Source organism: Embleya sp. NPDC055664, assembly GCF_053618075.1.
The window spans coordinates 612,285-634,276 of sequence record NZ_JBSHGZ010000001.1; the positions used below are offsets into that span (position 1 = coordinate 612,285).

The following is a 21,992-nucleotide window of genomic DNA, read 5'->3' on the forward strand; positions in this document are numbered from 1 at the left end:
GGGGTGGGCGCCGACGCTCATGTCCGGCTCGGCGGCCCGGTCGGCGCGGTCGCCCCCTCGGCGCCCGGCGGCCCGGCGGCACCCGGCCGGAGGGCCAGGTAGCCACCGTCCTCCCGGGCCACCAGCACGGTTGCCCCGGCGGGTGTGCCACAGGCGCGGGCACAACCGACCCAGTGTGTGACGACACGCCTGTGGGAGGCCGGAGCGGCGTCGCCGGAGAGGTCTTCGTCCAGGTCTTCGTGCAGGTCTTCGTCGAGGACGAGTGCGGCGGCCCGGGAGTGGCCCAGCGCGTGGCGGGTCGCCTCCGCGCGGACGTCCGCCAGGGCTCGGCGGCACGCCCCCAGGCCGCTGCACGCGCTCACCCCGCGCCACGGCGACGCGGGGTCGGCGGACAGACCGGCCGCCGCCAACCCGGCCGACACGCCCGCCGGGTCGACCAGGTCGCGGACCACCAGGCCCCGGGAGCCGGTGATCCGTACCTCGGTCCCCGTCGCGACCAGCGCGCGCAAGTGTTCCGGCGTCAACCGCCCGAGCGGCACCGAGACCCCGACGGCGTACCGGCCGTCGCTTTGCCGCAGCACCCCGATCGGCGGCCCCGCGTCGCGCCGCCGCGCATCCGGGTGCGTCACCGCGCCGGCCGGGATCGGTCCGGGACGTCCCGGGTCGCCGCCCAGTTCGGCGGCGAACGCCACCGCGCCGTGCGGGAGTTCGCGGACGTGCCAGGCGCCGCTGTCGGCGCGGGCGGTCAGGAACGCGCGGGCCGCGCGGATGATCGCCGTCGCCGCGTCGGCCGGGGCGAAGCGCCATCCCGTGTCGTGGCCGGCGGCGTACAGCGCGACGGTGTTCGCCGACCGGGCCACCAGGTCCAGGTCGTGGCGGGCGGAGGCGATCGGGAGGCCGCCGTCGTCGATGCCGATCAGGAAGCGGCCGGACAGCGCGGTCAGGTCCGGCGCCGCGCACACGGCCTCGTCCACGGCGGCCAGGATCGGGTCGGCGTCGAGCAGGGCCCGCGGATCGCGACCCGCCAGCGGGCTGGCCAGGATGTTGCGCACCCGGTCGTGGCTGCGCGAGGGCATCAGACCGGCCGCCGCGACGGCGTCGGCGAAGGCGGGCAGGTCGGCCTCGCCCAGGCCGCGCAGTTGGATGTTGGCGCGGGCCGTCAGGTCCACCGAACCGGTGCCGAACCGCCGTGCCAGGGCCGCGAGTTCGCGCACCTGGTGGGGCCCGAGTCGGCCGCCCGGCAGGCGTACGCGCGCGATCAGTCCGTCGTCGGCGGGGGACGTGTCCACGACCCCGGGGCAGGCGTCGTCACGGTCTCGGATCGGCACCGCCCCCACCCCCTTCGTGCCGCCTCGCCGGCCTGCGTCGGGGTGTCCGGTCGGTCGCCCCGGGCCGGATCGTGCACCGGCCAGATGCGACACTGTTGCATATGGACGACGGTGTACAGCACCCCACCCCCGACCCCGTGGCCGAGGCGGTGCGGCAGATCCGTGCGCACGGCGAGCGGGTCACGGTGGCGCGTACGGCGGTGTTGCGGGTCCTCGCCGACGCCGACGAACACTTGAGCGCCGACGCGATCTTCGCCGCCGTCTCCCGCGCGGCGCCGGGGGTACACCGGACCACCATCTACCGGGCGCTCGACGCCCTCGAACGCCTCGACCTGGTCGCCTTCACCCGGCTTCGGCACGACGCGGCCACCTACCACCTGGCGGGCCATCTCGTCGGCGGCGCACGGGTGTACGTACGCTGCCGGGTCTGCGGTACGGTCGGCCACGCCCCGGGCGACCTGTTGGACGACGTGGCGTTCCGGCTGGCCGCGGAACAGGGCTTCGCCCTCGACCCGACCGCCGTGGCCCTGACCGGCCGCTGCGCACGCTGCGCCAAGCCGACCTGAGCCGCCGGTCCGACCCGCTCGGCCCGGGCCGGCCCCGCCCGGCCCCGCCTCGGCTCGGCCGGGTCCGGGCCCACGTCGCGTGCGGAGGTCGACGTGGGCCCGGCGGCGGCAGCGATGGCGGCGGACCGCGTCGGGTGCGGGTCAGGCCGGGAGGACGAAGCGGTAACCGTTGGACAGCGCCTCGGGCACCCATACCTCCAGTGCGGCGACCGTCTGGTCGCGGTTCCCGCCGCCGTCGTGGTTGAGCACGATCGAGCCGGTCGTGAGTGAGCTCATTACCCGCTCGGAGATCGCGTCCGCACCCGGGCGCGACCAGTCCACCGGATCGACCGACCAGCCCAGCGGACGCAGACCGCGAGCGCTCAGCGCGCCCATCACCTCCGGCGACCAGCCGCCGTACGGCGCGCGGAACCACTGGACCCGATACCGGGGCAACACCCGTGCGATCGCGGCGAGGTTGCGGTCGACCTCCTCGGCCACCTCGGTGGCTTTCAGGAGCCGAAGGTCCGGGTGGGACCACGAGTGGCCGGCGACCATGTGTCCGGCGTCGTGGATCGCGCGTAGCAGCTGGGGATGTTTCTCGACCTGGGCGCCCACGACGCAGAACGTCGCGCGCACCTGATAGCGGCGCAGTACTCGGAGCACCTCGGGGGTGTTGTCGGGATGTGGTCCGTCGTCGAAGGTCACCGCGATGCGTTGGGGGCCGGCGTCGACCGTGTCGACCGGGTCCGGGACGAAGGCGGGACGGGGGGAGGGCTGCTTGTCCGTGGCGAAGGCGGACGGAGCGGCGGCGAAGAGACCGAGGGTGGCGGTCGCGGCGGCGCCCATCAGCACCGTGCGACGCGACGACATGGCGGAAGTGGTGTCCATGTCGTGTGTCTGGCATACGTTTGTGATCACTTCGGTGCGGACACGCACGAGTCGGGCGGAGTTCACCGGTTCGGAGCACATGATCACACCGGTGCGGATCGCCCGCCGAACCCACCGAGGCCGGCTCACCGCCCCGGGGCCGGCCCACCACCCCCGACGCCGGCCCGGGTGATCCACCCGAGCCGGCTTCACGCGCGCGGCCTACTTCTGTGCGGCCCGGTGTCGCTCGGCGGCCAGCCCGACCACGACGCCCATCACCGCCGCCGCGGCCATCAGACCCGCCTGGATCTCGAACGCCCGCGCGAATCCGTCGATTGCCGCCCGGCCCCGTTCCACGCCCGACTCGACCTGGTTCCTCGTGTGATCGGTGGCGACCGTGACGAGCACCGCGATGCCGATCGCCGCGCCGATCTGCTGGCACGTCGTCACCATCGCCGACGCGACCCCGCCCTCACCCTCGCCCGCACCGCCGGTCGCGGTGTTGATGATCGCGACGAACGCCACCCCCAGACCGAGCCCGGTGATCACCAGCGCGGGCAGCAGGTGCGCGGCGAACGAGCTGTGCGCGTCCAGTCGGCTGAGCGACCACATGCCGCCGGCCGCGACCGCCGGACCGACGCTGACCGGCAGCAGCGGTCCCCGGTGCGCGAGCAGCTTGGTGGACACCGCCGCGCCCGCGCCCATGCCGACGCTGAACGGCAGGAACGACAGGCCGGTGCGCATCGGCGACCAGCCCTGGATGCGCTGCATGTACAGGGTCAGGAAGAAGAACATCGCGAACAGCCCGCCGGCCGCGACCAGGACCAGGACGTCCGCGAGCACCACGTGCCGCATCCGCAACAGGGCCCGGGGCAACAGCGGTTCGGCCGCAGCGCGTTGGCGCACGGTGAAGCCGACGGCGAGGACGACGGCCACGCCCAGGCCGACCAGGGTCCGGGTCGAACCCCACGGGTGCTTGTCGGTCTCGACCACCGTGTACACCAGGGTCAGCACGGCGGCGGTGCCGAGCGCCGCACCGGCGAAGTCCGGTACCCGGCGCGGCGCGTCGCGGTCGTCCGGGCCGATCGTGCGGGGCAGTGCGAACAGCGCGAGCGCGCCGATCGGCAGGTTGATCAGAAAGATCCAGCGCCAGTGGGTCCATTCGACGAGCGCGCCGCCCAGGAGCAGTCCGGTGGCCGCGCCGAGTCCGGTGAGCGCGGCCCACGTGCCGAGTGCGCGGGCCCGCTCGGCGGGGTCGCGGAAGGTGGCCAGCAGGATCGACAACGCGGCGGGGGAGAGCAGCGCGCCGGCGATGCCCTGCGCCGCGCGGGCGCCGATCAGCACCCCGGCGTTCGGGGCCAGTCCGCACACCGCCGAGGCCAGAACGAACACCGTCAGGCTGATTCCGAACAACCGGCGCCGGCCGAGCAGGTCGGCCAGCCCACCGCCGATCAGCAGGAAGCCACCGAAGGTGAGGAAGTAGGCGTTGGTGACCCAGGACAGCGAGCTCTCGCCGAACTCGAGGTCGTCGCCGATGGTCGGCAAAGCGACGTTGACGATCGTGTCGTCGACCAGCAGGACGAACTGGGCGACGCACACCAGCAGCAGCACGAGCTTGGGGTTCGTCGGGCGGCCGGAACGTTCGGGCGCGGAAGTGTCGATCCCCCGTGGCGCGGCGGTGACGGGTATCCCTGAGGCAGCCATCGGCCATTCCTACGTTCGTAGAAGCAGTTTCTATAGTTGTAGAGAAAATCTCTACAAGCGTCAAGCTCGGGGATAATGGACCCATGCCGCACGACAACGAACCCGCCACGTCGTCCCCGACCCCCGCCCGGGCCGACCGCCGCACGCTGATGCTCGACGCGTCGATCCGGGTGCTTGCCTCACAGGGGTTGCGCGGGCTGACCCATCGCGCGGTGCAGGAGGAGGCGGGGTTGCCCAACGGCTCGGTGACGTACTACTTCAAGACGCGCGATCAGCTGATCCTGGCCGTGATCGACCGGATGGCCACCCTCGACAAGATGTACGCCAACGAGATCACCCACGAGCTGATGCGGATGACGGCGGTGCGCCCGATCGCCATCGACTACCCGCGGATCGCCCGGTTCGTGCGCGAGTGGTGGAACGACGGCCGGGACGTGCAGTTGGCCCGCCTCGAGCTGGAACTCGCGGGCGCGCGCGAGCCGTTGATCCGCGAGGAGATGATCCGCTGTCAGGCCGAGTTCCGCGGCTTCGCCGAACTGGTCGCGCTGGCCCTGGGATCGACGAACGCGCGCCTGGACGGGCACGTCCTGCTCGCCCTGCTCCAAGGGCTGCTGTTCGACCACGTCACCCGCGACTGGGAGGACCCGGAGATCCTGGAGGTCGGCCTGCGCCGGGCGATCGAGTCGGTGCGGTACTGAGGCCCCGGGCGCGGGCGCGTCGGGGCCCGCGACGGTCCGGCCCCGCGAGCCGGCGCCGAACCCGTCCGACGGTCAGTGCCGGTGGTGGCCGTGCGAATCCGAGTCGTGCACCACGTCGGTGATCCGGCTGACACCATTCACCCGCTCGGACAACGACGGCAGCACGCCGAGCGACGGCCCGACCGCCAGTGCCACCACCATCAGCACGAGCATCGCGGCGGCCTGCGTGGTCCGCCGGGTCCACCAGCGCACGCCCGTCGCCCGGCCGGGTGCCCGCTCGTTGTCGTTGCGCGTTCGTGTTGCCATCGCTCGACGAACAGCCATCTCTCCGACTCCCCATCCATCGCACGCCACCCTTCGACGGTTGTGGCCTCGCGCCGTCGATCCCCTGCCGTGCTGCCTCCACTCTCGTCCTTTTCCGCCCGGACGTCACGGGGCGCGAACCCCTTCGCACAGGGTTCTCACAGACTTGTGACAGTCCATTGGTCCCGGCAACACCGACCATGGGGATTCCCGCCACGGGAACGGCACGCGGCGGACGGCGGATCCGGCGGGTCAGCCGCCGAGTTCGACCGGCAGGCTGCTCAGTCCGCGCACCCGGATCGAGGGCTGCCAGGAGATCGGCGCGTGCCGCCGGATCTTCGGAAAGCGGGTCAGCACGGTACGGACCGCGATCTCGCCCTCCAGGCGGGCCAGCGGCGCGCCGATGCAGTAGTGGATGCCCTGGCCGAAGCTCAGATGGCGGGCCGGGTCGGGCCGGTCGAGCCGGATGCGGTCCGCGTGCGGGTAGCGGCGCGGATCGCGGTTGGCCGCCGCGATGGACAGGAGGACCGTGTCGCCCGCAGGGATGGTCACCCCGCCCAACTCGAGGTCCTCCAGCGGGAATCGCCGGATCGCGAGCAGCGCCGGGGACATGTGCCGGGCCACCTCCTCGACCAGGGTCGGCACCGCCTCCGGGTCGGCCCGCAACGCGTCGCGCAACACTTCGTCGTCCACCATCGCGTACAGCGCGCCGGCCATCAGATTGGCCGAGTTCTCGTAGCCGGCGAACAGCAGCAGGAAGGCCAGTGAGGTGAGTTCGTCCTCGCTCAGCCGATCGTCGGCGTCCCGCGCGGCGATCAGCGCGGACAGCAGGTCGGGGCCGGGATTCGCCCGTTTGGCCGCAAGCAGCGCGACGAAGAACGTGTACATCTCGCGCACGGTCGCGCGGATGCCCTCGCGCGTGGCGTCGGCGCCGAGCACCGCGTTGGTCCAGGTGCGGAAGTCGGTCCGGGACTCGGCCGGTACGCCGAGCAGTTCGGAGATCGCGCCGACAGCGAACGGGGTCGCGAAGTCCCGGACCAGATCCACTCGTTCGTGGCCGGCGAGGTCGTCGGCCAACGCCTCGGCCGCACGCTCCAGTTCGGGGCGCAGGTTCGCGGTGTGCCGCGCGGTGAACGCCTGGCCGGCGAGTCGACGCAGCCGGGTGTGGTCGGGCGGGTCCATGTTCAGCAGGTTGGCGTCCAGGGCGGGCGGAAGTTCGAACCCCTTGTAACCACCCGGCCTGGCATTGGACTTGTCCAGTGAGAACCGGGGATCGCCGAGCGCCGCCTGTACGTCGGCGTGCCGGGTGACCAGCCACGCCGGGCTGCCGTCGGGCGCGACGATCGTGTGTACGGGACCGGCCTCGCGCATGCGGGCGAAGACACCGTGCGGATCGTGGGCCATGGCGCGGGCGACATCCACCGGGAACCGCTTTCGGTCGGCAACAACACGTTTTGCCAACCTATCGACGCCACCGGGCGAAGCCAAACCGCCCGGCCCAGGGTCCCGCTCGGCCCGGTCCCGCTCCGCCCGGGCTCGGCTCAGCGCGGGAGTCGGTCCAGGAAGTCGGCGATCAGCGGGGCCACCTCCGCAAGCTTGTCCTCCAGCGCGAAGTGGCCGGTGTCCAGGATGTGCACCTCGGCGTCCGGCAGGTCGGCCAGGTAGGCGTGCGCGCCGGCCTCGGGGAAGAACATGTCGTTGCGGCCCCACACGATCAGCGTCGGCGGGCGGTGCGCGGCCAACCACGCCTGCCATTCCGGGTACAGCGCGACGTTGGTGTGGTAGTTCAGGGCCAGGTCGACCTGGGCGTCCTTGCGCCCCGGCAGGTCCAGGAAGTGCTGGTCCAGCGTCCAGCCGTCGGGGGCCACCAGCGTCGGGTCGGCCGTACCGCCCTCGTACTGGCCGCGCGTGACCGGCAGGACCAGCAACTCGGCGGCTCGATCCCGCGCACCGGCGACCTCGGGGGTGAGCGCGACGAAGTCGCGGGCCACTTCGGACAGGCCCGCGGCGTACGCGTTCGCGTTCTGCACGATCAGCCCGGCGACCGCCGCCGGCCGCCGCTCGGCCAGCCGCATGCCGACCGGCCCGCCGAAGTCGAAGGTGTAGAGCACGTAGCGGTCCAGGCCGAGCGCGTCCACGAATCCCTCGACCACGTCGGCCAGCCGATCGAACGAGTAGGTGAACCCGTCCGGCACCTCGGTGTGCCCGAAGCCGGGGTAGTCCGGCGCGACCAGGTGGAAGTCGTTGCCGAGCACGTCGATCAGCCGGCGGAACTGATGCGAGGCCGACGGGAATCCGTGCAGCAGGAGCAGCGTGGGCGCGTCCGCGGGTCCGGCCTCGCGGTAGAAGACCCGAACCCCGTCGACCTCCACGAACCGGTGCGCCACCTGCGGAATCACGGCGATGTTCATGATCTTCTGCCTTCGTCGTCGGGCTGGTGGATCAGTTCTATCGATCTTCGCTCTAATGAGTCAAGGAGGAGTTAAGCATTAGTCGCGCTGCATACCCGAAACGATATGTACGAGCCGCCAACAGGTATTGGACGGACATGCCGTGGCGCGGGAGGCTCGGGGTGGGAAAGCCCGAGGTGACAAACCCGGGGACGGATGATCGACAACGACGGCGACGGCGACCGTCACCGCGGCGAAGGGATCGGCGATGGCACGTTCGGTGGCCGGGAGGGCGGTTCGGCCCGCGCACTACGTGGCGGGGGAGTTCCGGCCCGCCGGCGCCGCGCGGTTCCCGCTGGTGGACCCCGTGAACGGGGCGGTGGTGGGCGAGGTGCCCGAGGCCGACCGGGAGACGGTGAACGCGGCCGTGGCGGCGGCCCGGGCGGCGCTGGCCGCGTGGGGCGGCTCGGCGGTCGAGGCGCGGGCCGCGGCGCTGCGGCGGATCGCGGACGGCGTCGAGGCCCGCTTCGACGAGTTCGTCGACGCCGAGGTCGCGGACACCGGCAAGCCGCGCGACCTGGCCGCGAGCGTGGACATCCCGCGTGCGATCGGCAACTTCCGGGCCTACGCCGACCTGCTGTACGGCCGGCCCGAGCGGGCCCACTCGACCGCCGTGCCCGGCTGGAGCGGCGGCACCGGTCAGGCGCTCAACTACACCGTGCGCCGGCCGCTCGGCGTGGTGGCGATCGTCTCGCCGTGGAACCTCCCGCTGCTGCTGCTCACCTGGAAGGTGGCGCCCGCGCTCGCGGCCGGCAACACCGTGGTGGCCAAGCCGTCGGAGGAGACGCCGTCCACCGCGACGCTGCTCGCCGAGGTGATCCACGAGGTCGGCCTGCCGGTCGGCACGTTCAACCTGATCCACGGTCACGGCGCGGGCGCCGCCGGGGAGTTCCTGACCGCGCACCCGAACGTCGACGCGATCGCGTTCACCGGCGAATCGGCCACCGGTACCGCGATCATGCGCGTTGCCGCCGAGCACATCACCCCGGTCTCCTTCGAACTCGGCGGGAAGAACCCGGCGATCGTGTTCGCGGACGCCGACTTCGAGCAGGCCGTGGCGGGCACCCTGCGCTCCGCCTTCACCCACTCCGGGCAGATCTGCCTGTGCACCGAGCGGGTCTACGTCGAGCGCTCGATCCACGCCGACTTCGTGGCCGAACTGGGCCGCAGAGCCGCCGCGTCGACCGATTACGGGCCGATGATCTCGGCCGCGCACCGGGACAAGGTGCTGTCCTACTACCGGCTCGCGGTCGAGGAGGGCGCGACGGTCGTCGCCGGCGGCGGGGTACCGAGCTTCGGCGACGAGCGCGATCGGGGCTTCCACGTCGAGCCGACCGTGCTGACCGGTCTGCCGCAGAGCGCGCGCACCGTGCGGGAGGAGGTGTTCGGACCGATCTGCCACGTGGCGCCGTTCGACACCGAGGACGAGGCGGTCGCGCTGGCCAACGACAGCCCGTACGGCCTCGCGGCGACGGTCTGGACCCGCGACCTGTCCCGCGCGCATCGGGTGGCCCCGCGCGTCGCGGCCGGGATCGTCTGGGTCAACTGCTGGAATCTGCGTGACCTGCGTACCCCGTTCGGCGGGATCAAGGCGTCGGGCATCGGCAGAGAGGGCGGCGAATACTCGCTGGACTTCTTCTCCGAGCCCGTCAACATCTGCATCGCCATCTGAAGGCGTCGAGAACATTGACGGTATCGAAGGCATCGAGGACACCGAAGGCTCTGGAGGGTCCGGAACAGTGACGAATGCCAGCGGGACGGCCGGCGGGACGGCCGGCGAGGCGACCGACGGGAGAGCCGACCGGGGAGTCGTCGAGGCGGCCGCCGCACGACTGCTCGACGCGGAGCGAACGGGCGTGCCATGCGCACCGGTTCGCGACCTGATCCACGGCGTCGAGCAGGCGTACGCGGTCCAGGAACGACTCACCCTGACCCGGCTCGCCGAAGGCCGCCGGCTCGTCGGCCGCAAGATCGGCCTGACCTCCGCCGCCGTGCAGAGCCAACTCGGGGTGCACGAGCCGGACTTCGGCATGCTGTACGCCGACATGGCGGTGCCCGACGGGGCCGAGATCCCGGTCGGCGCGGTGCCGCAGGCGCGCGCCGAGGCGGAGGTGGCCCTCGTGCTGGCCGCCGACCTCACACACGAGCGGCACACCGTCGCCGACCTGATCCGGGCCACCGCGTTCGTCCTGCCCGCGATCGAGGTGTGCGGCAGCCGGGTGCGCGACTGGGACATCTCCATCGCGGACACGATCGCGGACAACGCCTCGTCCGGGATGTACGTGCTGGGCAACCGCCCCGTGGCGCTCGCCGACATCGACCTGCGGCTCGCCGGCATGGTCCTGGAGCGGCGCGGCGAACCGGTCTCCACCGGCGTCGGCGCGGCCTGCCTGGGCCATCCGCTGCACGCGGCCCTGTGGCTCGCCGACCGCCTGGTCCGCCTCGGCCGCCCGCTGCGCGCCGGAGACACCGTGCTCACCGGCGCGCTCGGCCCGATGGTGCCGGTCGTCCCGGGCGATGTGCTGGAGGCGCGGATCGACGGACTGGGCGAGGTCCGGGTCGCGTTCGCCGGGAACGACACCAAGGAGAACGACCGATGAGCGGTTCGCACGACGCAGACCTCGTCGCGGCGCTCGCCGCCCGGCTGGACGAGGCCGCGCTCGCCGGGCGGACCGCCGAGCGCCCCACCGACACCGCCGACCTCGACCCGGCGACCGCGTACCGGGTCCAACGCGCGGTGATCGAGCGGCGGATCGCCCGCGGCGAGGCGCAGATCGGCGTCAAGATGGGCTTCACCAGCCGCGCCAAGATGATCCAGATGGGCGTCGACGACGTGATCTGGGGCCTGCTCACCGATGCGATGCTGATCGAGGAGGGTGGGGTTCTGGACACCGCGGGCCTGACCCAGCCGCGGATCGAGCCGGAGATCGCGTTCCTGATCGGCCGCCCGCTCGTCGGCGCGGTCACCCCGGCCGCGGCGGTGCGCGCGGTCGCCGGGGTCGCGGTCGCCTACGAGGTACTGGACTCGCGCTACGCCGACTTCGCCTTCACCCTGCCCGACGTGATCGCGGACAACGCTTCGGCGGCCGGCTTCGGCGTGGGTCCGTGGCAGGACCCGGGTGCGGTCGATCCGGCCAACCTGGGCCTGCTCGTCGAGATCGACGGCCGGCCCGTGGCAACCGGGTCGTCGGCGGCCATCCTGGGCAACCCGCTGCGCTCGCTGATCGCCGCAGCCCGGCTCGCCGCCGGGGCCGGCCTGGAACTGCGGCCCGGGTGGATCGTGCTGGCCGGCGCCGCCACCGCCGCGCTGCCGCTGCCGAAGGGTGTCCATGTACGGGTGTCCGCGGCGGGGCTGGGCCGGGCCGAGGTGAGCACCCGGTGAGCGCCGACGACGCCATCGTGGTCGCGGGCAAGGCCGCCCCGCGCGGCCGGTTCCCGCACGTGCGCCGGGCCGGCGACTTCGTCTACGTATCGGGGACCAGCTCGCGGCGCCCCGACGGCGGCATCGTCGGCGCCCGGGTGGACCCGGCCGGTACCACCGACCTCGACATCCGCGCGCAGACCCGGGCCGTGATCGAGAACATCGCCGATCTGCTCGCCGCCGCCGGGGGCGGGCTCGCCGACGCGGTCTCGGTGACCACGTACCTCGTGAGCATGAACGACTTCGGCGGCTACAACGAGGTCTACGCCGAGTACTTCGACGAGACCGGACCCACCCGCACCACCGTCGCGGTGCACCAACTCCCGCATCCGCACCTGCTGATCGAGATCTCCTGCGTCGCCCACATCCCGCGGCCCGTCCCGTCCGGGGAACGTCCGGGGACGCCGCCACGATCCGAACCGTCTCCTCCGCTGCCTCCGTCGTCGAGTCCTGAGAGGGCGAGATGAGTCTGCCGAAGCCGAGCAACGGCCTGCCGTTCAACTTCACCGCCTGGATCGACGAGCATCGGGACCTGCTCCGGCCGCCGGTCGGCAACGTCCAGATCTGGACCGGGACCGACCTCGTGGTCACCGTGGTCGGCGGCCCCAACCAGCGCACCGACTTCCACGACGACCCGCTGGAGGAGTTCTTCTACCAGCTCAGGGGGTCCATGGTGTTGCGGGTGATGGAGGAGGAGGGCAGGCCACCGGTCGACATCCCGATCGACGAGGGCGATGTCTTCCTGCTGCCGCCGCACGTCCGCCACTCGCCGCAACGACCGGAGCCCGGCAGCGTCGGACTGGTGATCGAGTCCAGTCGCGCGGAGGGTGAGGTCGACGCCTTCGAGTGGTACTGCGTCGAGTGCCACCACCTGGTGCACCGCTCGCCGGTACAGGTGCGCTCGATCGTGGACGACCTGCCGCCGCTGTTCGAGGCGTTCTACGCCGGCGACCGCGCCTGCCCGCATTGCGGCGCGATTCACCCGGGCCGGGTCTGGCCCGAGGCGATGCGGCCGAGGATCGGGTCCCGGCCCGGGGTGGCCGAATGAGCCTCGACCGCGCCGCCCGCTCCCCTTACGCTGCGACCGTCGGCCGGGCCCGGCGGTGGACCACGGAGGTTTCGTGACCGTCATCGACGTCCACGCGCACGTCTTCCCCAGGATCTCGCGGGCCGAGAGCCGGGTGCTGGCGGGCGCGGGCGAGCCGTGGTTGCGGGTGCGCGGGGACGGCACCGGGATGATGATGAGCGGCCCGGACGAGTACCGCCCGGTGCGCGCGCCGCTGTGGGACGCGGAGAGCCGGTTGGTCGAGATGGACACGCTCGGCGTGGACGTCCAGGCGATCTCCTCGACCCCGCTGATGTTCGGCTACGCGGCCGAGACGGCGCGCGCGGTCGAGTGGTGCGACCTGGTCAACGACCGCATTCTCGACTACTGCGCGGCCGACCCGCGGCGGCTGCTGCCGCTGTGCCAGGTGCCGTTGCAGGACCTCGGCGCGGCCCGGGAGACGGTGTCGCGGGCGGTCGCGGCCGGGCATCGCGGCGTACACATCGGCAACCACGTCGGCGAGCGCTACCTCGGCGACGACGGCATCGTCGAGTTCCTGGCGCACTGCGGGGACGAGGGCATCCCGGTCCTGGTGCACCCGTGGGACATGCTCGGCGGCGACCGGATGCGCGACCACATGTTGCCGTGGCTGGTCGGGATGCCCGCGGAGACCCAGCTGAGCATCCTGGGGATGATCCTGCGGGGCGCGTTCGAACGGCTGCCCGCGTCGTTGAAGTTGTGCTTCTGCCACGGCGGCGGCAGCTTCGCGTTCCTGCTCGGGCGGGCCGACAACGCGTGGCACAACCGGGATCTGGTGCGGGCCGACTCGCCCAGGCCGCCGTCGGAGTACGTGCGCAGGTTCTACGTCGACTCGGCCGTGTTCGACCCGCGCGCGCTGCGGTTGCTGGTCGAGGTGATGGGCGCGGACCGGGTGATGCTCGGCACCGACTTCCCGTTCCCGCTGGGTGAGTCGGACCCCGGCGGGGTGGTCCGGGACTGTCCGGAGCTGAGCCCCGACGAGCGGGCGCTGATCCTCGGCGGCAACGCGGCGCGCTTCTTCGCACTCGCCGACCCGGCCGCGGATCGGGCCGTCGGCCGGGCGTCGGCGGGTCGGGTCGGTGGATCGGTGTCGGCCGCCGCGATCAGGCGGGCGGGGCCGGAGGTTCGCCCTCTACCGTGACGCGCGCGACCGTGTCGTAGAAGCACAGGTGACCGGCGATGTCGGGCACCGACTCGATGGGCTTCGGGTATTCCCAGGCCACGTCCGGGCGCGGGGCGGAGTCGGCGCCGCCCAGGTAGGTCCAGTAGGACGCCTCGCCCTTGAACGGACACGTGGTGTGCGTGTCGGTGGGCTCGAAGCGGGTCAGGTCGACGTCGTCCGGCGGCAGGTAGTAGCGGACGGGCAGACCCGTCTCGTAGAGCACGACGGGGCGGGTGGAGCGGGCCACCACCTCGCCGTCGATCTCGACGGTCACCGTCTGGGTGCTGTGCACGGTGGTCACGACGTGGCCGGGTGTGGACGTCGGCATGGGCTCTCCTCCGGCAGGCAGTGGTGATGGTCCTTCGTCGCTACAACCGTCCGAGCCCGGGACGCATTCCGGCCGGGCACGGGCCGAACGTGTGAGCAACGTGTGGATCGATGTATGGATCGATTCAATTGGTATAGACCTATTGCTCGCGCCGATGGCACGGGCTAGCGTTTTCCGCGTGCGCGCCGGCACCACATGTTCCACATGTTCAGCCCGAACGACCTTTCCAACGACCCGAGTTGGCCTCGGGTCGAGAACGGAGTCGAGCACATGCGCAAGGCTATGGCGGGTATCGCGTTGGCCGCGGCAATGTTGGGCGTGGGGGTTGCCGCGCAACCCGCGATGGCGGATCCGAGCGGCTTCTACCTCTGGGGTTACTACCCGAACGCCGAGTCGTGTGACGCGGCGGGCAAGGCCACGGTCCCGGCGCACGGACCGGTGTACCTGTGTCTGAACAACGGCGGCACCGTCTACGCCCTTTGGGTGCACTGACGGATCGGTAGCCGGGGACGGCTACCCACCGGCTCGGCGGGGGGGGGGGCGTCATACCCCCAAGGAGCCCCCCCCCCCCCCCGCCGCACACCACCCCCCCGCCCCCCCCCATACCGGCGGGGCCCCCCTTTCCCCTCGTTGGGTGCCCCTACGGTGTCGGGGCGCGGGGGCCCCCACCCCCCGGGGGGGGGGGGGGGCGCCACCACCCCCGTCCCCCCCCCCCCCCCCCCCGACGGCGTCACACCACCGACGGCGCCGCGACGATCGCGGCGGCGCCCCGGGAGGAGTCCTTGGCCCGAAAGGCCACGAGGCGCCGATCGCGCCCGACGGCGGTGACCGGGGGGACGAGCGCGAACGCCATTACGAGGTCGCTGCTCTCGTCCGTCATCGTCGGGTACAGGACCAGGCAGCCACGCCGCGGTGCGGCCAGACCGTCGGCGACCGGGTCGCCGATGGAGGGTGATGCGCCGGCGATGCGGTGAGCGGCAAAACGATGCCGGGGTGCGGTGACGCTGGAAAAGAAGCCGGGTCGACGTCGACGTCGGATGACCACGTCGAGCGGACCGAAACCGTACAACTCGATCGGTTCCAACTCGGCGTCGTTTAGCTGCGGCACCAGCACGATCCAGTCGTCGATGCCTGCGACCACCTCGGGGTTGCCGAGGTAGGCGAGGTCCGGCGCGAAGCGCTCCGGGTCGTACCAGCGCAAACCTTGGAGGATCGGCAGCAGTCGGTCGTGTGTGACGCGCCCCTGGTAGGCCGGGAAGGTCAGGAGCCCGGGCAGGTTTGCCCGCGGGAAACTGAGATCGATTCGCTCCGGCTGCAACGCGGCGATCACCGGGGCGAAGAGTTCGGCGTTGTGCCGGAGGTCTGCCGACTTGGTCGGGTAGGCCATGGGTTCCACGATCCGCCCGGGCGATCGTGTCTCCACGAGTTCCGCGTTGAACATCTTGTTGCGCGACGTGGGCTTGAGCCAAGGCAGCCGTTGGGTCACCAGTGGAGGAATCCGAGCCGGGGTTACCTGCGGTACACCGTCCACCAACTCGGCATAGAGCCGGAGCTGTTCGCGGAATTCGTCCTCATCCCGACATACGGCCTCGAAGGCCTCGTACAGGTCGCCGTTGCGACCGCCCTCTTCGCGTCCGATGTACAATCTGACCAGGTCCCGGTAGTTCGGCCGGAAACCGAACCATCGACCCATTTGCATCAGGGTGTCGGCAGCCAGGGTCTTGCGCCGGTAGTACGAAACGGTCAAGCCTTCGATGGTGAAGCCGCGGGAGAGTTTTGCTCCGCCGACGAGGATCCGCCAGACATCCTCCCGGTCGAAGTCGGCAGTGCGCTCCTCGATTTCCTTGTCGCCGTTGATCACGATAACGGGACTGCCGTTGGCATTCTGGATCTTCATGGCGGCCGGGCCGATATACGGCGCGACCTCCGCGAACGAGCGCGGAATGGCTGCGCCTGCGGCATGGGCCTCGCTCACCGGCCGGAGATCCTGCTCGTAGAGTCGGTGCAGGCGTTCGTACGCCCCCGCCCCCAGGTAGGCAGCACGCGTCCAGATTTCGTTGATCCGCTGGGCCTGACCCCGATGGACATCGGTCTTGACCGATTCGTGTACGAGCATCGTGTGGTGGCGGAAGGGCGTCTCGCCTTTGATCGATTCGGCTCGGAACAACTTGACGGCTCCGGTGAGCACGAACATGTCGATGGCTGTGCACAGGTCGCCGTCGTCGTCATCGTGACGCAACTGCACCGGTCGCACATGGGCGAGTTCGGCCGAGGTGGCCACCGTGCGCTCTGCCGAGGGGACCGTGGAGTCGATGTCGTGGAAGTCGGCGACGCCCATGTAACCGTCCGGGCGGTCGAGCGAGATGACGAAGTCCTTGGGGAAGATGTCCTCGGCGTCGGCCGGATCGATGAACACGTTTGCGAACGGGGTCGCGGTGTATCCGACGTACTGAGCACGCGGCAGCATGCGGAGCAGTTCCGAGATGATCCCGTTGATCGCCGTGCGCTGGACCTGATCCTGGGCCCACTTCTTCGGGTCGGAGGTGTTGACCGAAGCCTGATCGGATTCGTCGTCGATGATCAGCGCGGGAATCTCGCCGCGCTCGGTTTTGATCCGGGCCAGGTCCTTGACCAGCTTCTTCAACACCGACGCGTTCTTCTTGACCACCATCAACCGGGCCGAACTGCGATGCAGGTTCTCGGGCGCGTAGAGCGGTGTGAACCGGTCCGCCTTCTCGAACTCCAGCGCACTGAGCCCTTGGCGCAGCGCCTGGTAGTCGTCCTGATGCCGGGTCAGCCGAACGATGTCGAACCCGCCCAGTCGGGACGGCAACGCGCCGTGTCGGAGGAACTTTCCACCGAGCCGGTCCCGGTCATCGAGATAGTCGTAGTCCCGGAACGGGAGCGTGCCGGAGTCCGGATCCTGGCCGTAGTAGATGTTCTCGACACCGACGAGTTCCATGTCCAGGCGGCGCTGGGTCTGGGCGCGCAGGGCTTCGATGGTGCCGGTGAGCACGATGACCAGGCGGTAGCCCGCGTCTATTGCCTTGGCGGCTACCCCGGTGAAATTTGCGGTCTTGCCGCTCTGGACATAGCCGACCACCAGGCCCTTGGACTGGTAAGGCTGTTCGGAGGCGGGATCGGCCAGACGTTCGACCACCTTGGTGGTGTTGCGGTCGAGGGCCGAAATGGCATCGGGCTGCCACTGCTTGCGCACGAGACAGCTGCGGTATCCGTCCCAGTAGTGACTACGGAGCCGGGCAACCGTCGGGGTGTACCACGGCTGCCAGTCTTCGTCCGTGATCACCACCGCTCCGGCACTGGGCGCAAACGGCGAACGCCGATCGAGGAGTTCGCGGGTGGTCGATTCGAGGCCGAGCGCATCGTACGTGGCGTTGCGACGCTTGGCGGTGTTGGGCGGCGTGTCGCCGTCCGCGAAATCCCAGCGGCTCAATCGATCGCGCCACAGGAAGAGCAACGGGTCGTCGGGGTGGGCGTGGTGCAGGCGTCGGCGCAGTGCCGATTCGTCCAGGGCGGGCAGCGGCCCGGCATGCTCTCCCGCCTGGAAGGCGAGTGCCTTGGCAAAGTTCCTGGGCGGGCCGGACATGCCACCGAATGCGGCTCGGTGCAGGTCCAGCAGTACGAGGTCGTCGTCGTTCACCGAGAGTCGTCCTTCGGGTCGTGCAAGTCTGACGCGACATCGGGAGGCAGCACCCGCAACAAGTCGACCACCACGCCGATTCCGTCCGGTGCAGCCATGGCCGGAGAGCCCGCGTCGGCGACATCGATGCGGTAGTCCACATCGAGAATACGCGCGGCCGTGGCCGGTGGGAGAGTCGCGAGGATACTGCCGGTCAACCGCGGAAAGTGCTCGTCGACCGGCATCGCCAATGGGGCTTCGTGAGGCGACCAACGGTGCTCGCGGGGGACTTCGTACTCGGACCCGAGCCACGACTGGAGCCGCGTGTCGAAGCCGTCCAGCGCCGAGGGAGCCGCGATCCGGACCGACGATCGGATCCCCTCCACAAGTCCGAGCACGGAGCGCCCCGAATCGCTTGCGTCGAGCACATGCGAGACGAACCACAGTGGCCGATTCCGATGTGGGGTGAGCTGGCCCAGGCCATGGATCGTGTGCACCCGGGCCCCGCCCGCGACCGTCTTGACCTCCACGTCGTAGAGACCGACGGTGAAGTCGTGGTCCGCGCACTCGGGGTGTTGCCAGGCGTCCACCGCAGCATGCCAGCCGCGGGCTGCGGCCAGCCCGATCAGTGTCAGCAACTCCCCGAACAGGCCGACCTCGGCCTCCAACGGCATACGGCGTCTGCGCGCCAGGAGTTTGCGCCAAGCCATCACTGTGGTGTGGACGGCAACGACCGGCGCGGTCCCCTCCAGTTGCACCCGATCCGCGATCTCGCAGCACACGATGTGGAACTCGCGCAGCAGGTCGGTCTGTTCGGTGTACACGTGCAGGAACTGCTCGCCGCCGTCCAGGACGCACACCGCCCGCACGCCCTGCATGCCAAGGCGGGGTGCCTTCGTGCCGGCCGGGACCGGGATGCGCAGGGCGGGTCGCCGGCCGCCCGCCTCCAGGTGCCAGTACAGCGGCGGGTCGCCCTCGACCGGGATCAACATCGGCGCCCCGTTGTCGAGATGGTCGCGCAGCGCCTCGCAGCCCAGGTGTCGGCTGCGCCCGTCCGCGCCGCTCACGCGCCGCCCTCCGAACCGTACTTCGCCGTCTCGCTCTTGACCGCGGTGAGCAGCAACGACTGCCACAGGTCGAGGTTGTCCTTGACCCGGGGGCCGATGCGCTCGCCGGTGAACGCCTCGTTCATCAGCAGGTACAGCAGCGTCTTGAGCACCGGCACGTCGTTGAGCCCGCCGCGCCGGCCGCCGAGCAGCGCCGCGCGGAACTGTTTGTTCAGCAGCAGTCGGCGCTCGTCCCGGTCGATCGAGAAGAACACGTCCCCGCCGAGCGGTACCCAGCGCACCTCGATCGGCTCCTCGCCCGGAACGAACGGCAGTTCCTCCTCGATCGCCGTGCGCAGCTCCGGCGCGAAGCCCTTCCCGGGCGGCAGCACCGCCTTGCGCTCGCGCGTGGTGGTCCGGGCCTGCCGATAGGCGCCCTCGGCGTCCTTGAGGTAGTCGAGGAAGGTGTGCCCGTCGGCGTCCACGGCCCGCTCGACCGCGTCCACGAAGCCCGGTACGGGCTGGAGTTCGGCCTTCTTCACGGTCAGCCCGAACGCATGCTCGGAGTCGGCCGGCAGGTCGAACGCGACCCGGGCCAGCGACAGGTGCTGCTCGCTCTGGCGCAGGCCGTACCAGCCGCCGGCCTGGACGAGCCGGTCGTGGCGGTACGCGTACAGGCCCTGACGGGCCAGGATCCCGCCGGGCAGGCGGAATTGCTCGGCGTTCGAGCGCGGCGTCCAGACGTGCGCGGTCAGCGTCAGCGGGCCGACGCCCTCCAGTTCGGTGGTGAACACGCGCGGATAGCCCGGCAGTCCGGACACGGCGTAGCCGAACGGGTCCACGGCCTGGACCTGCCAGGTCATCGGCGGCACCTCGTCGTCGGTCCCGGAGACCGCGATGGTGATCCGGATCCGCCCGTCGGCCAGGAACCGGTGCAGGTGCAGCCCGAGGTGGTCGGCCAACGAACGCATCGTCTTGGTCACGTAGATGTCGGTCTGCCCGGCGTCACCGCGCGCCGGGAAGTCGCGGACGCCGTCCCACCGCACCGCCGTGCCGTTCCACACCACGTACTCGTCGTACAGGTCGAGGAAACGTTTGGCGAACTCCAACTCGACGATGTCGCACTGGAAGCTCTCCTGCGCCGACTCGGTCCGCCAGCGCCGCCCGACGGTACCGGCGCGCTTGGCCCGACTGATCACCGTGACGCTGTCGGCGTGGCTGAAGGACGCGGCTTTCAGGCCCATCCCGAACATGCCGAGCGATGTGTCGTCGTACGCCCGCCGCTTGCCGACGGTCATCGCGGTGTCCAACTCGGCCTCGGTCATGCCGCGTCCGTTGTCCACCACGACCAGCGAGGTCAACAGGTCGCCGGTGCGCCGGAAATGCACCACGACCTCGGACGCGCCGGCGTCGATCGAGTTGTCCACGAGGTCGGCCACCGCCTCCTCGAAGCGATAACCCTGACTGGCGAGTCCCTTGATGTACCCGGGATCCGGAGGCAGGTGCTTACTGCCGCTCGTAGGTACGTCGATACGCCAGTCGTCCATGCCCACCCCTGGATCCCCACACCTTCGGTGCGCGCTGTCACGCGCCCGCCCCCACTTGCGCCGGACCGACCGTAGCGGTTGGACCGACGCGCCGAAAGCGGAACCCCCGAGTCGTGACCGGGTGGTGCCCGAGCGGAGATGTGCCGGCCGCGATCATGGCCGGAAAACACGGCCGGAGATCATGGCCGAAGGGCGTGACCGAGGGCCGCCGTCATAGGTCGCGGCGCAGCCGGGAACGGGCGAAGTCCGCCCAGTGCGTGGGGAAGTCGGCCTCGACCCGACGGGCGAGCGCGGCCTCCTCGCCGTAGAGCAGGCCCCACGTGAAGGCGTTCTCGCCCGCGGCATGTGCGGCGATCGCAAGGCGCCGCAGCGCCTTGCGCGTCTGCACGCTGTCCTGGTGCGTGCCGAGCAGGCCCTGCATCGCCTTGGCCCGCTTGGTGAGCCGCTTGGCCGGCTTGCCCAGGGCCGGGCCGGTGGCCTCGCCGGCGTAGCGGACCCGCTTGGCGGCCTTGCGTACCTCGTGCAGGGCGGTGTCCCGGGCCCGGCCGGCGGGGGTGCGCAGTGCGACGCGGGCGCGCCGGAACGTGCGGCGGTCGGCCCGGCGCAGGGCCGCCGCGGCCGGCCGTTGGGCGGGTCGATTCGCCTTGACGGTGAACGGGGGCCGCGCGACCAGGGCGTCCAGCGCGTCCAGCAGCGCGAAGTAGCGGGGGCCGTCGAGATCGGCCAGGATCCGCGCCCGCGCGTCGTTGCGCCGCCGTGCGTCCCAGGCGGTCAGGCGGGCCTCCACCGGCCCGAGCACCGCCTCGGCCGGCAGCGCGGCGACCCGCTCGCGCAGTCGCGCGGCCAATACCTCCTGGTCCCGCGCCCGACCCAGCTCCGCCGCCAGCCACTTCAGTTCAGCGCCCAAAATCCCGGTCACCCGCTCGTCGAGCACCCGCGAGAACACCCGGAATGCACTGCGCAGCCGCCGCGTGGCGACGCGCATCTTGTGCACCGAATCGGGCTCGTCGAGCCGGACCCGGGGGTCGTACGCGAACAGGGTGTCGACCTGCTCCCGGATGTAGTCGAGCGCCACCGCCCCGGCGCTGCCCGCCCGCGGCTTGGCGATCCGTCGCTTCGGCCGCGCTCCCGCCTCGGCCAGCGCGTGCCCGAGCTTGGACGCGGACTCGGAGCGCCGCCAGCCCTCCTTGATCAACCGTCGCTCCAGCGCGTCCGCCAACGCCGCGTCGCCGTCCACCAGTTCGACTTCCAGCTCGGACCAGGAGGTGGTGGTCACCTTCGACCCGAGGAAGACGTCCGCGGTCACCGTGTCGTGCGCGATCTCGGCCGGCGTGGGTCCGTCCGCGCGAGCGATCCGCAGCTTGCGCACGGTCCGCAGGCGCACCACCGGCACCTGCTCCGCGCCGCGCGTGTACGCCCGGATCCGCACCGCGAGTTCGTCCGGCACCACCCGCTCGGACGCACCCAGCGGCGCGCGTACCTCGTCGCGCGCGTCCACGCCGGCCGGCAACTTCAGATGCCATCCGGCATCCCCGCCCCCGGTTCGCCGCCGCAGCGTGATGCCGCGCGCGGCCAGCGCCAGGCCGGGCGTGTCGAAGTACATCGCGTCCAACTCGACGGTGTCGCCGACCTCGACCCGCACCCCGTCCGCCACCCCGACGAAGTCCGGCACGCCCACCCCGTCCGGCGCCACATACTTCCGCTCGACCTCACGCACGACCTCTGCCATGGCACGCACCTGCTTCCTGGGGGCGGCACGAGGCGTTCGACCGGGTGGTCGAACGAGCCTCGGGGGCGAATGGTCGGCACGTCCGGGACCGGAGCTCGCCGACCGGGCTCGCGGATACGTGTGCCCGAATCGGCCGG

Annotated in this window: 20 protein-coding genes; 9 read left to right on the forward strand and 11 right to left on the reverse strand. The window is 71.3% G+C overall.

Annotation, left to right across the window (positions count from 1 at the left end):
- Positions 1-17 precede the first annotated feature (17 nt).
- Complete coding sequence (locus tag ACWGR4_RS02595) at positions 18-1,328, reverse strand: cobalamin biosynthesis protein CobG (protein WP_452129560.1); 1,311 nt, start codon at positions 1,326-1,328, stop codon at positions 18-20.
- A 101-nt stretch (positions 1,329-1,429) separates the two neighbouring features.
- Here ACWGR4_RS02595 and ACWGR4_RS02600 point away from each other — a divergent pair, with 101 nt between their 5' ends.
- Positions 1,430-1,894, forward strand: coding sequence for a Fur family transcriptional regulator (locus ACWGR4_RS02600; protein ID WP_380038125.1), 465 nt, complete (start codon positions 1,430-1,432; stop codon positions 1,892-1,894).
- A 141-nt stretch (positions 1,895-2,035) separates the two neighbouring features.
- Here ACWGR4_RS02600 and ACWGR4_RS02605 read toward each other — a convergent pair whose 3' ends face one another.
- Positions 2,036-2,764 carry a polysaccharide deacetylase family protein gene (locus ACWGR4_RS02605; RefSeq protein ID WP_379997019.1) on the reverse strand — a complete coding sequence of 243 codons (729 nt, stop codon included), beginning with the start codon at positions 2,762-2,764 and terminating at the stop codon, positions 2,036-2,038.
- Between the two features lie 201 nt (positions 2,765-2,965).
- Positions 2,966-4,447: an MFS transporter gene (locus ACWGR4_RS02610; protein ID WP_452129561.1), complete on the reverse strand. Its 1,482-nt coding sequence runs from the start codon at positions 4,445-4,447 to the stop codon at positions 2,966-2,968.
- Positions 4,448-4,530: 83 nt separating this feature from the next.
- On the opposite strand from ACWGR4_RS02610, the gene ACWGR4_RS02615 reads away from it, so the two are divergent.
- Positions 4,531-5,145 (forward strand): TetR/AcrR family transcriptional regulator, encoded by a 615-nt coding sequence (locus ACWGR4_RS02615; protein WP_379997023.1) that lies wholly within the window; start codon positions 4,531-4,533, stop codon positions 5,143-5,145.
- Positions 5,146-5,217: 72 nt separating this feature from the next.
- Here ACWGR4_RS02615 and ACWGR4_RS02620 read toward each other — a convergent pair whose 3' ends face one another.
- The 3 genes from ACWGR4_RS02620 to ACWGR4_RS02630 form a co-directional block, all read right to left on the reverse strand.
- A complete protein-coding gene (locus ACWGR4_RS02620; protein WP_379997025.1) occupies positions 5,218-5,451 on the reverse strand; it encodes a hypothetical protein in 234 nt (77 codons plus the stop codon).
- A 249-nt stretch (positions 5,452-5,700) separates the two neighbouring features.
- On the reverse strand, positions 5,701-6,852 hold the full coding sequence (locus ACWGR4_RS02625) for a cytochrome P450 family protein (protein WP_452129562.1): 1,152 nt from the start codon (positions 6,850-6,852) through the stop codon (positions 5,701-5,703).
- A 137-nt stretch (positions 6,853-6,989) separates the two neighbouring features.
- Positions 6,990-7,859 (reverse strand): alpha/beta fold hydrolase, encoded by an 870-nt coding sequence (locus ACWGR4_RS02630; protein ID WP_452129563.1) that lies wholly within the window; start codon positions 7,857-7,859, stop codon positions 6,990-6,992.
- 247 nt (positions 7,860-8,106) lie between these two features.
- Between ACWGR4_RS02630 and ACWGR4_RS02635 the strand changes: the two genes are divergently transcribed.
- The 6 genes from ACWGR4_RS02635 (at position 8,107) to ACWGR4_RS02660 (ending at position 13,544) form a co-directional block, all read left to right on the forward strand.
- Entirely contained in the window at positions 8,107-9,570 is a 1,464-nt protein-coding gene (locus ACWGR4_RS02635; RefSeq protein ID WP_452129564.1) for a 2-hydroxymuconic semialdehyde dehydrogenase, read from the forward strand.
- Positions 9,571-9,730: 160 nt separating this feature from the next.
- Positions 9,731-10,498 carry a 2-keto-4-pentenoate hydratase gene (locus tag ACWGR4_RS02640; RefSeq protein ID WP_452129568.1) on the forward strand — a complete coding sequence of 256 codons (768 nt, stop codon included), beginning with the start codon at positions 9,731-9,733 and terminating at the stop codon, positions 10,496-10,498.
- Positions 10,495-11,280 (forward strand): 2-keto-4-pentenoate hydratase, encoded by a 786-nt coding sequence (locus ACWGR4_RS02645; RefSeq protein ID WP_452129565.1) that lies wholly within the window; start codon positions 10,495-10,497, stop codon positions 11,278-11,280. Before ACWGR4_RS02640 ends, ACWGR4_RS02645 begins: the two co-directional genes overlap by 4 nt.
- 14 nt (positions 11,281-11,294) lie before the next feature.
- On the forward strand, positions 11,295-11,786 hold the full coding sequence (locus tag ACWGR4_RS02650) for a RidA family protein (RefSeq protein ID WP_379997328.1): 492 nt from the start codon (positions 11,295-11,297) through the stop codon (positions 11,784-11,786).
- On the forward strand, positions 11,783-12,367 hold the full coding sequence (locus ACWGR4_RS02655) for a 3-hydroxyanthranilate 3,4-dioxygenase (protein ID WP_379997037.1): 585 nt from the start codon (positions 11,783-11,785) through the stop codon (positions 12,365-12,367). Before ACWGR4_RS02650 ends, ACWGR4_RS02655 begins: the two co-directional genes overlap by 4 nt.
- A gap of 73 nt (positions 12,368-12,440) precedes the next feature.
- Positions 12,441-13,544, forward strand: coding sequence for an amidohydrolase family protein (locus tag ACWGR4_RS02660; RefSeq protein WP_452129566.1), 1,104 nt, complete (start codon positions 12,441-12,443; stop codon positions 13,542-13,544).
- On the opposite strand, the gene ACWGR4_RS02665 is transcribed toward ACWGR4_RS02660, so the two are convergent.
- Positions 13,507-13,893, reverse strand: a complete 387-nt coding sequence (locus ACWGR4_RS02665) for a DUF427 domain-containing protein (RefSeq protein ID WP_379997041.1) — start codon at positions 13,891-13,893, stop codon at positions 13,507-13,509. The two genes, ACWGR4_RS02660 and ACWGR4_RS02665, sit on opposite strands and share 38 nt — an antisense overlap.
- Before the next feature lie 270 nt (positions 13,894-14,163).
- On the opposite strand from ACWGR4_RS02665, the gene ACWGR4_RS02670 reads away from it, so the two are divergent.
- Complete coding sequence (locus tag ACWGR4_RS02670) at positions 14,164-14,385, forward strand: hypothetical protein (RefSeq protein WP_126641178.1); 222 nt, start codon at positions 14,164-14,166, stop codon at positions 14,383-14,385.
- Positions 14,386-14,623: 238 nt separating this feature from the next.
- On the opposite strand, the gene ACWGR4_RS02675 is transcribed toward ACWGR4_RS02670, so the two are convergent.
- From ACWGR4_RS02675 to ACWGR4_RS02690, 4 genes are all read right to left on the reverse strand, one after another.
- Complete coding sequence (locus tag ACWGR4_RS02675; RefSeq protein WP_452134162.1) at positions 14,624-17,554, reverse strand: Z1 domain-containing protein; 2,931 nt, start codon at positions 17,552-17,554, stop codon at positions 14,624-14,626.
- Positions 17,551-18,600, reverse strand: a complete 1,050-nt coding sequence (locus ACWGR4_RS02680) for a PD-(D/E)XK motif protein (protein WP_452133540.1) — start codon at positions 18,598-18,600, stop codon at positions 17,551-17,553. The genes ACWGR4_RS02675 and ACWGR4_RS02680 overlap by 4 nt, the downstream gene beginning before the upstream one ends.
- Positions 18,597-20,126, reverse strand: coding sequence for an ATP-binding protein (locus tag ACWGR4_RS02685; RefSeq protein WP_439677325.1), 1,530 nt, complete (start codon positions 20,124-20,126; stop codon positions 18,597-18,599). Before ACWGR4_RS02685 ends, ACWGR4_RS02680 begins: the two co-directional genes overlap by 4 nt.
- Before the next feature lie 211 nt (positions 20,127-20,337).
- Positions 20,338-21,855, reverse strand: coding sequence for a CYTH and CHAD domain-containing protein (locus ACWGR4_RS02690; protein WP_452133539.1), 1,518 nt, complete (start codon positions 21,853-21,855; stop codon positions 20,338-20,340).
- Positions 21,856-21,992: the final 137 nt, after the last annotated feature.

Excerpts from the sequence above, each read along its gene's own strand:
- ACWGR4_RS02600 (WP_380038125.1), top strand. The coding sequence starts at position 1,430 with ATGGACGACGGTGTACAGCACCCCACCCCCGACCCCGTGGCCGAGGCG.
- ACWGR4_RS02620 (WP_379997025.1), bottom strand. The coding sequence starts at position 5,451 with ATGGCAACACGAACGCGCAACGACAACGAGCGGGCACCCGGCCGGGCG.
- ACWGR4_RS02635 (WP_452129564.1), top strand. The coding sequence starts at position 8,107 with ATGGCACGTTCGGTGGCCGGGAGGGCGGTTCGGCCCGCGCACTACGTG.
- ACWGR4_RS02645 (WP_452129565.1), top strand. The coding sequence starts at position 10,495 with ATGAGCGGTTCGCACGACGCAGACCTCGTCGCGGCGCTCGCCGCCCGG.
- ACWGR4_RS02685 (WP_439677325.1), bottom strand. The coding sequence starts at position 20,126 with ATGGACGACTGGCGTATCGACGTACCTACGAGCGGCAGTAAGCACCTG.
- ACWGR4_RS02690 (WP_452133539.1), bottom strand. The coding sequence starts at position 21,855 with ATGGCAGAGGTCGTGCGTGAGGTCGAGCGGAAGTATGTGGCGCCGGAC.
- ACWGR4_RS02610 (WP_452129561.1), bottom strand. The coding sequence starts at position 4,447 with ATGGCTGCCTCAGGGATACCCGTCACCGCCGCGCCACGGGGGATCGAC.
- ACWGR4_RS02630 (WP_452129563.1), bottom strand. The coding sequence starts at position 7,859 with ATGAACATCGCCGTGATTCCGCAGGTGGCGCACCGGTTCGTGGAGGTC.
- ACWGR4_RS02655 (WP_379997037.1), top strand. The coding sequence starts at position 11,783 with ATGAGTCTGCCGAAGCCGAGCAACGGCCTGCCGTTCAACTTCACCGCC.
- ACWGR4_RS02615 (WP_379997023.1), top strand. The coding sequence starts at position 4,531 with ATGCCGCACGACAACGAACCCGCCACGTCGTCCCCGACCCCCGCCCGG.
- ACWGR4_RS02670 (WP_126641178.1), top strand. The coding sequence starts at position 14,164 with ATGCGCAAGGCTATGGCGGGTATCGCGTTGGCCGCGGCAATGTTGGGC.
- ACWGR4_RS02625 (WP_452129562.1), bottom strand. The coding sequence starts at position 6,852 with ATGGCCCACGATCCGCACGGTGTCTTCGCCCGCATGCGCGAGGCCGGT.
- ACWGR4_RS02605 (WP_379997019.1), bottom strand. The coding sequence starts at position 2,764 with ATGGACACCACTTCCGCCATGTCGTCGCGTCGCACGGTGCTGATGGGC.
- ACWGR4_RS02665 (WP_379997041.1), bottom strand. The coding sequence starts at position 13,893 with ATGCCGACGTCCACACCCGGCCACGTCGTGACCACCGTGCACAGCACC.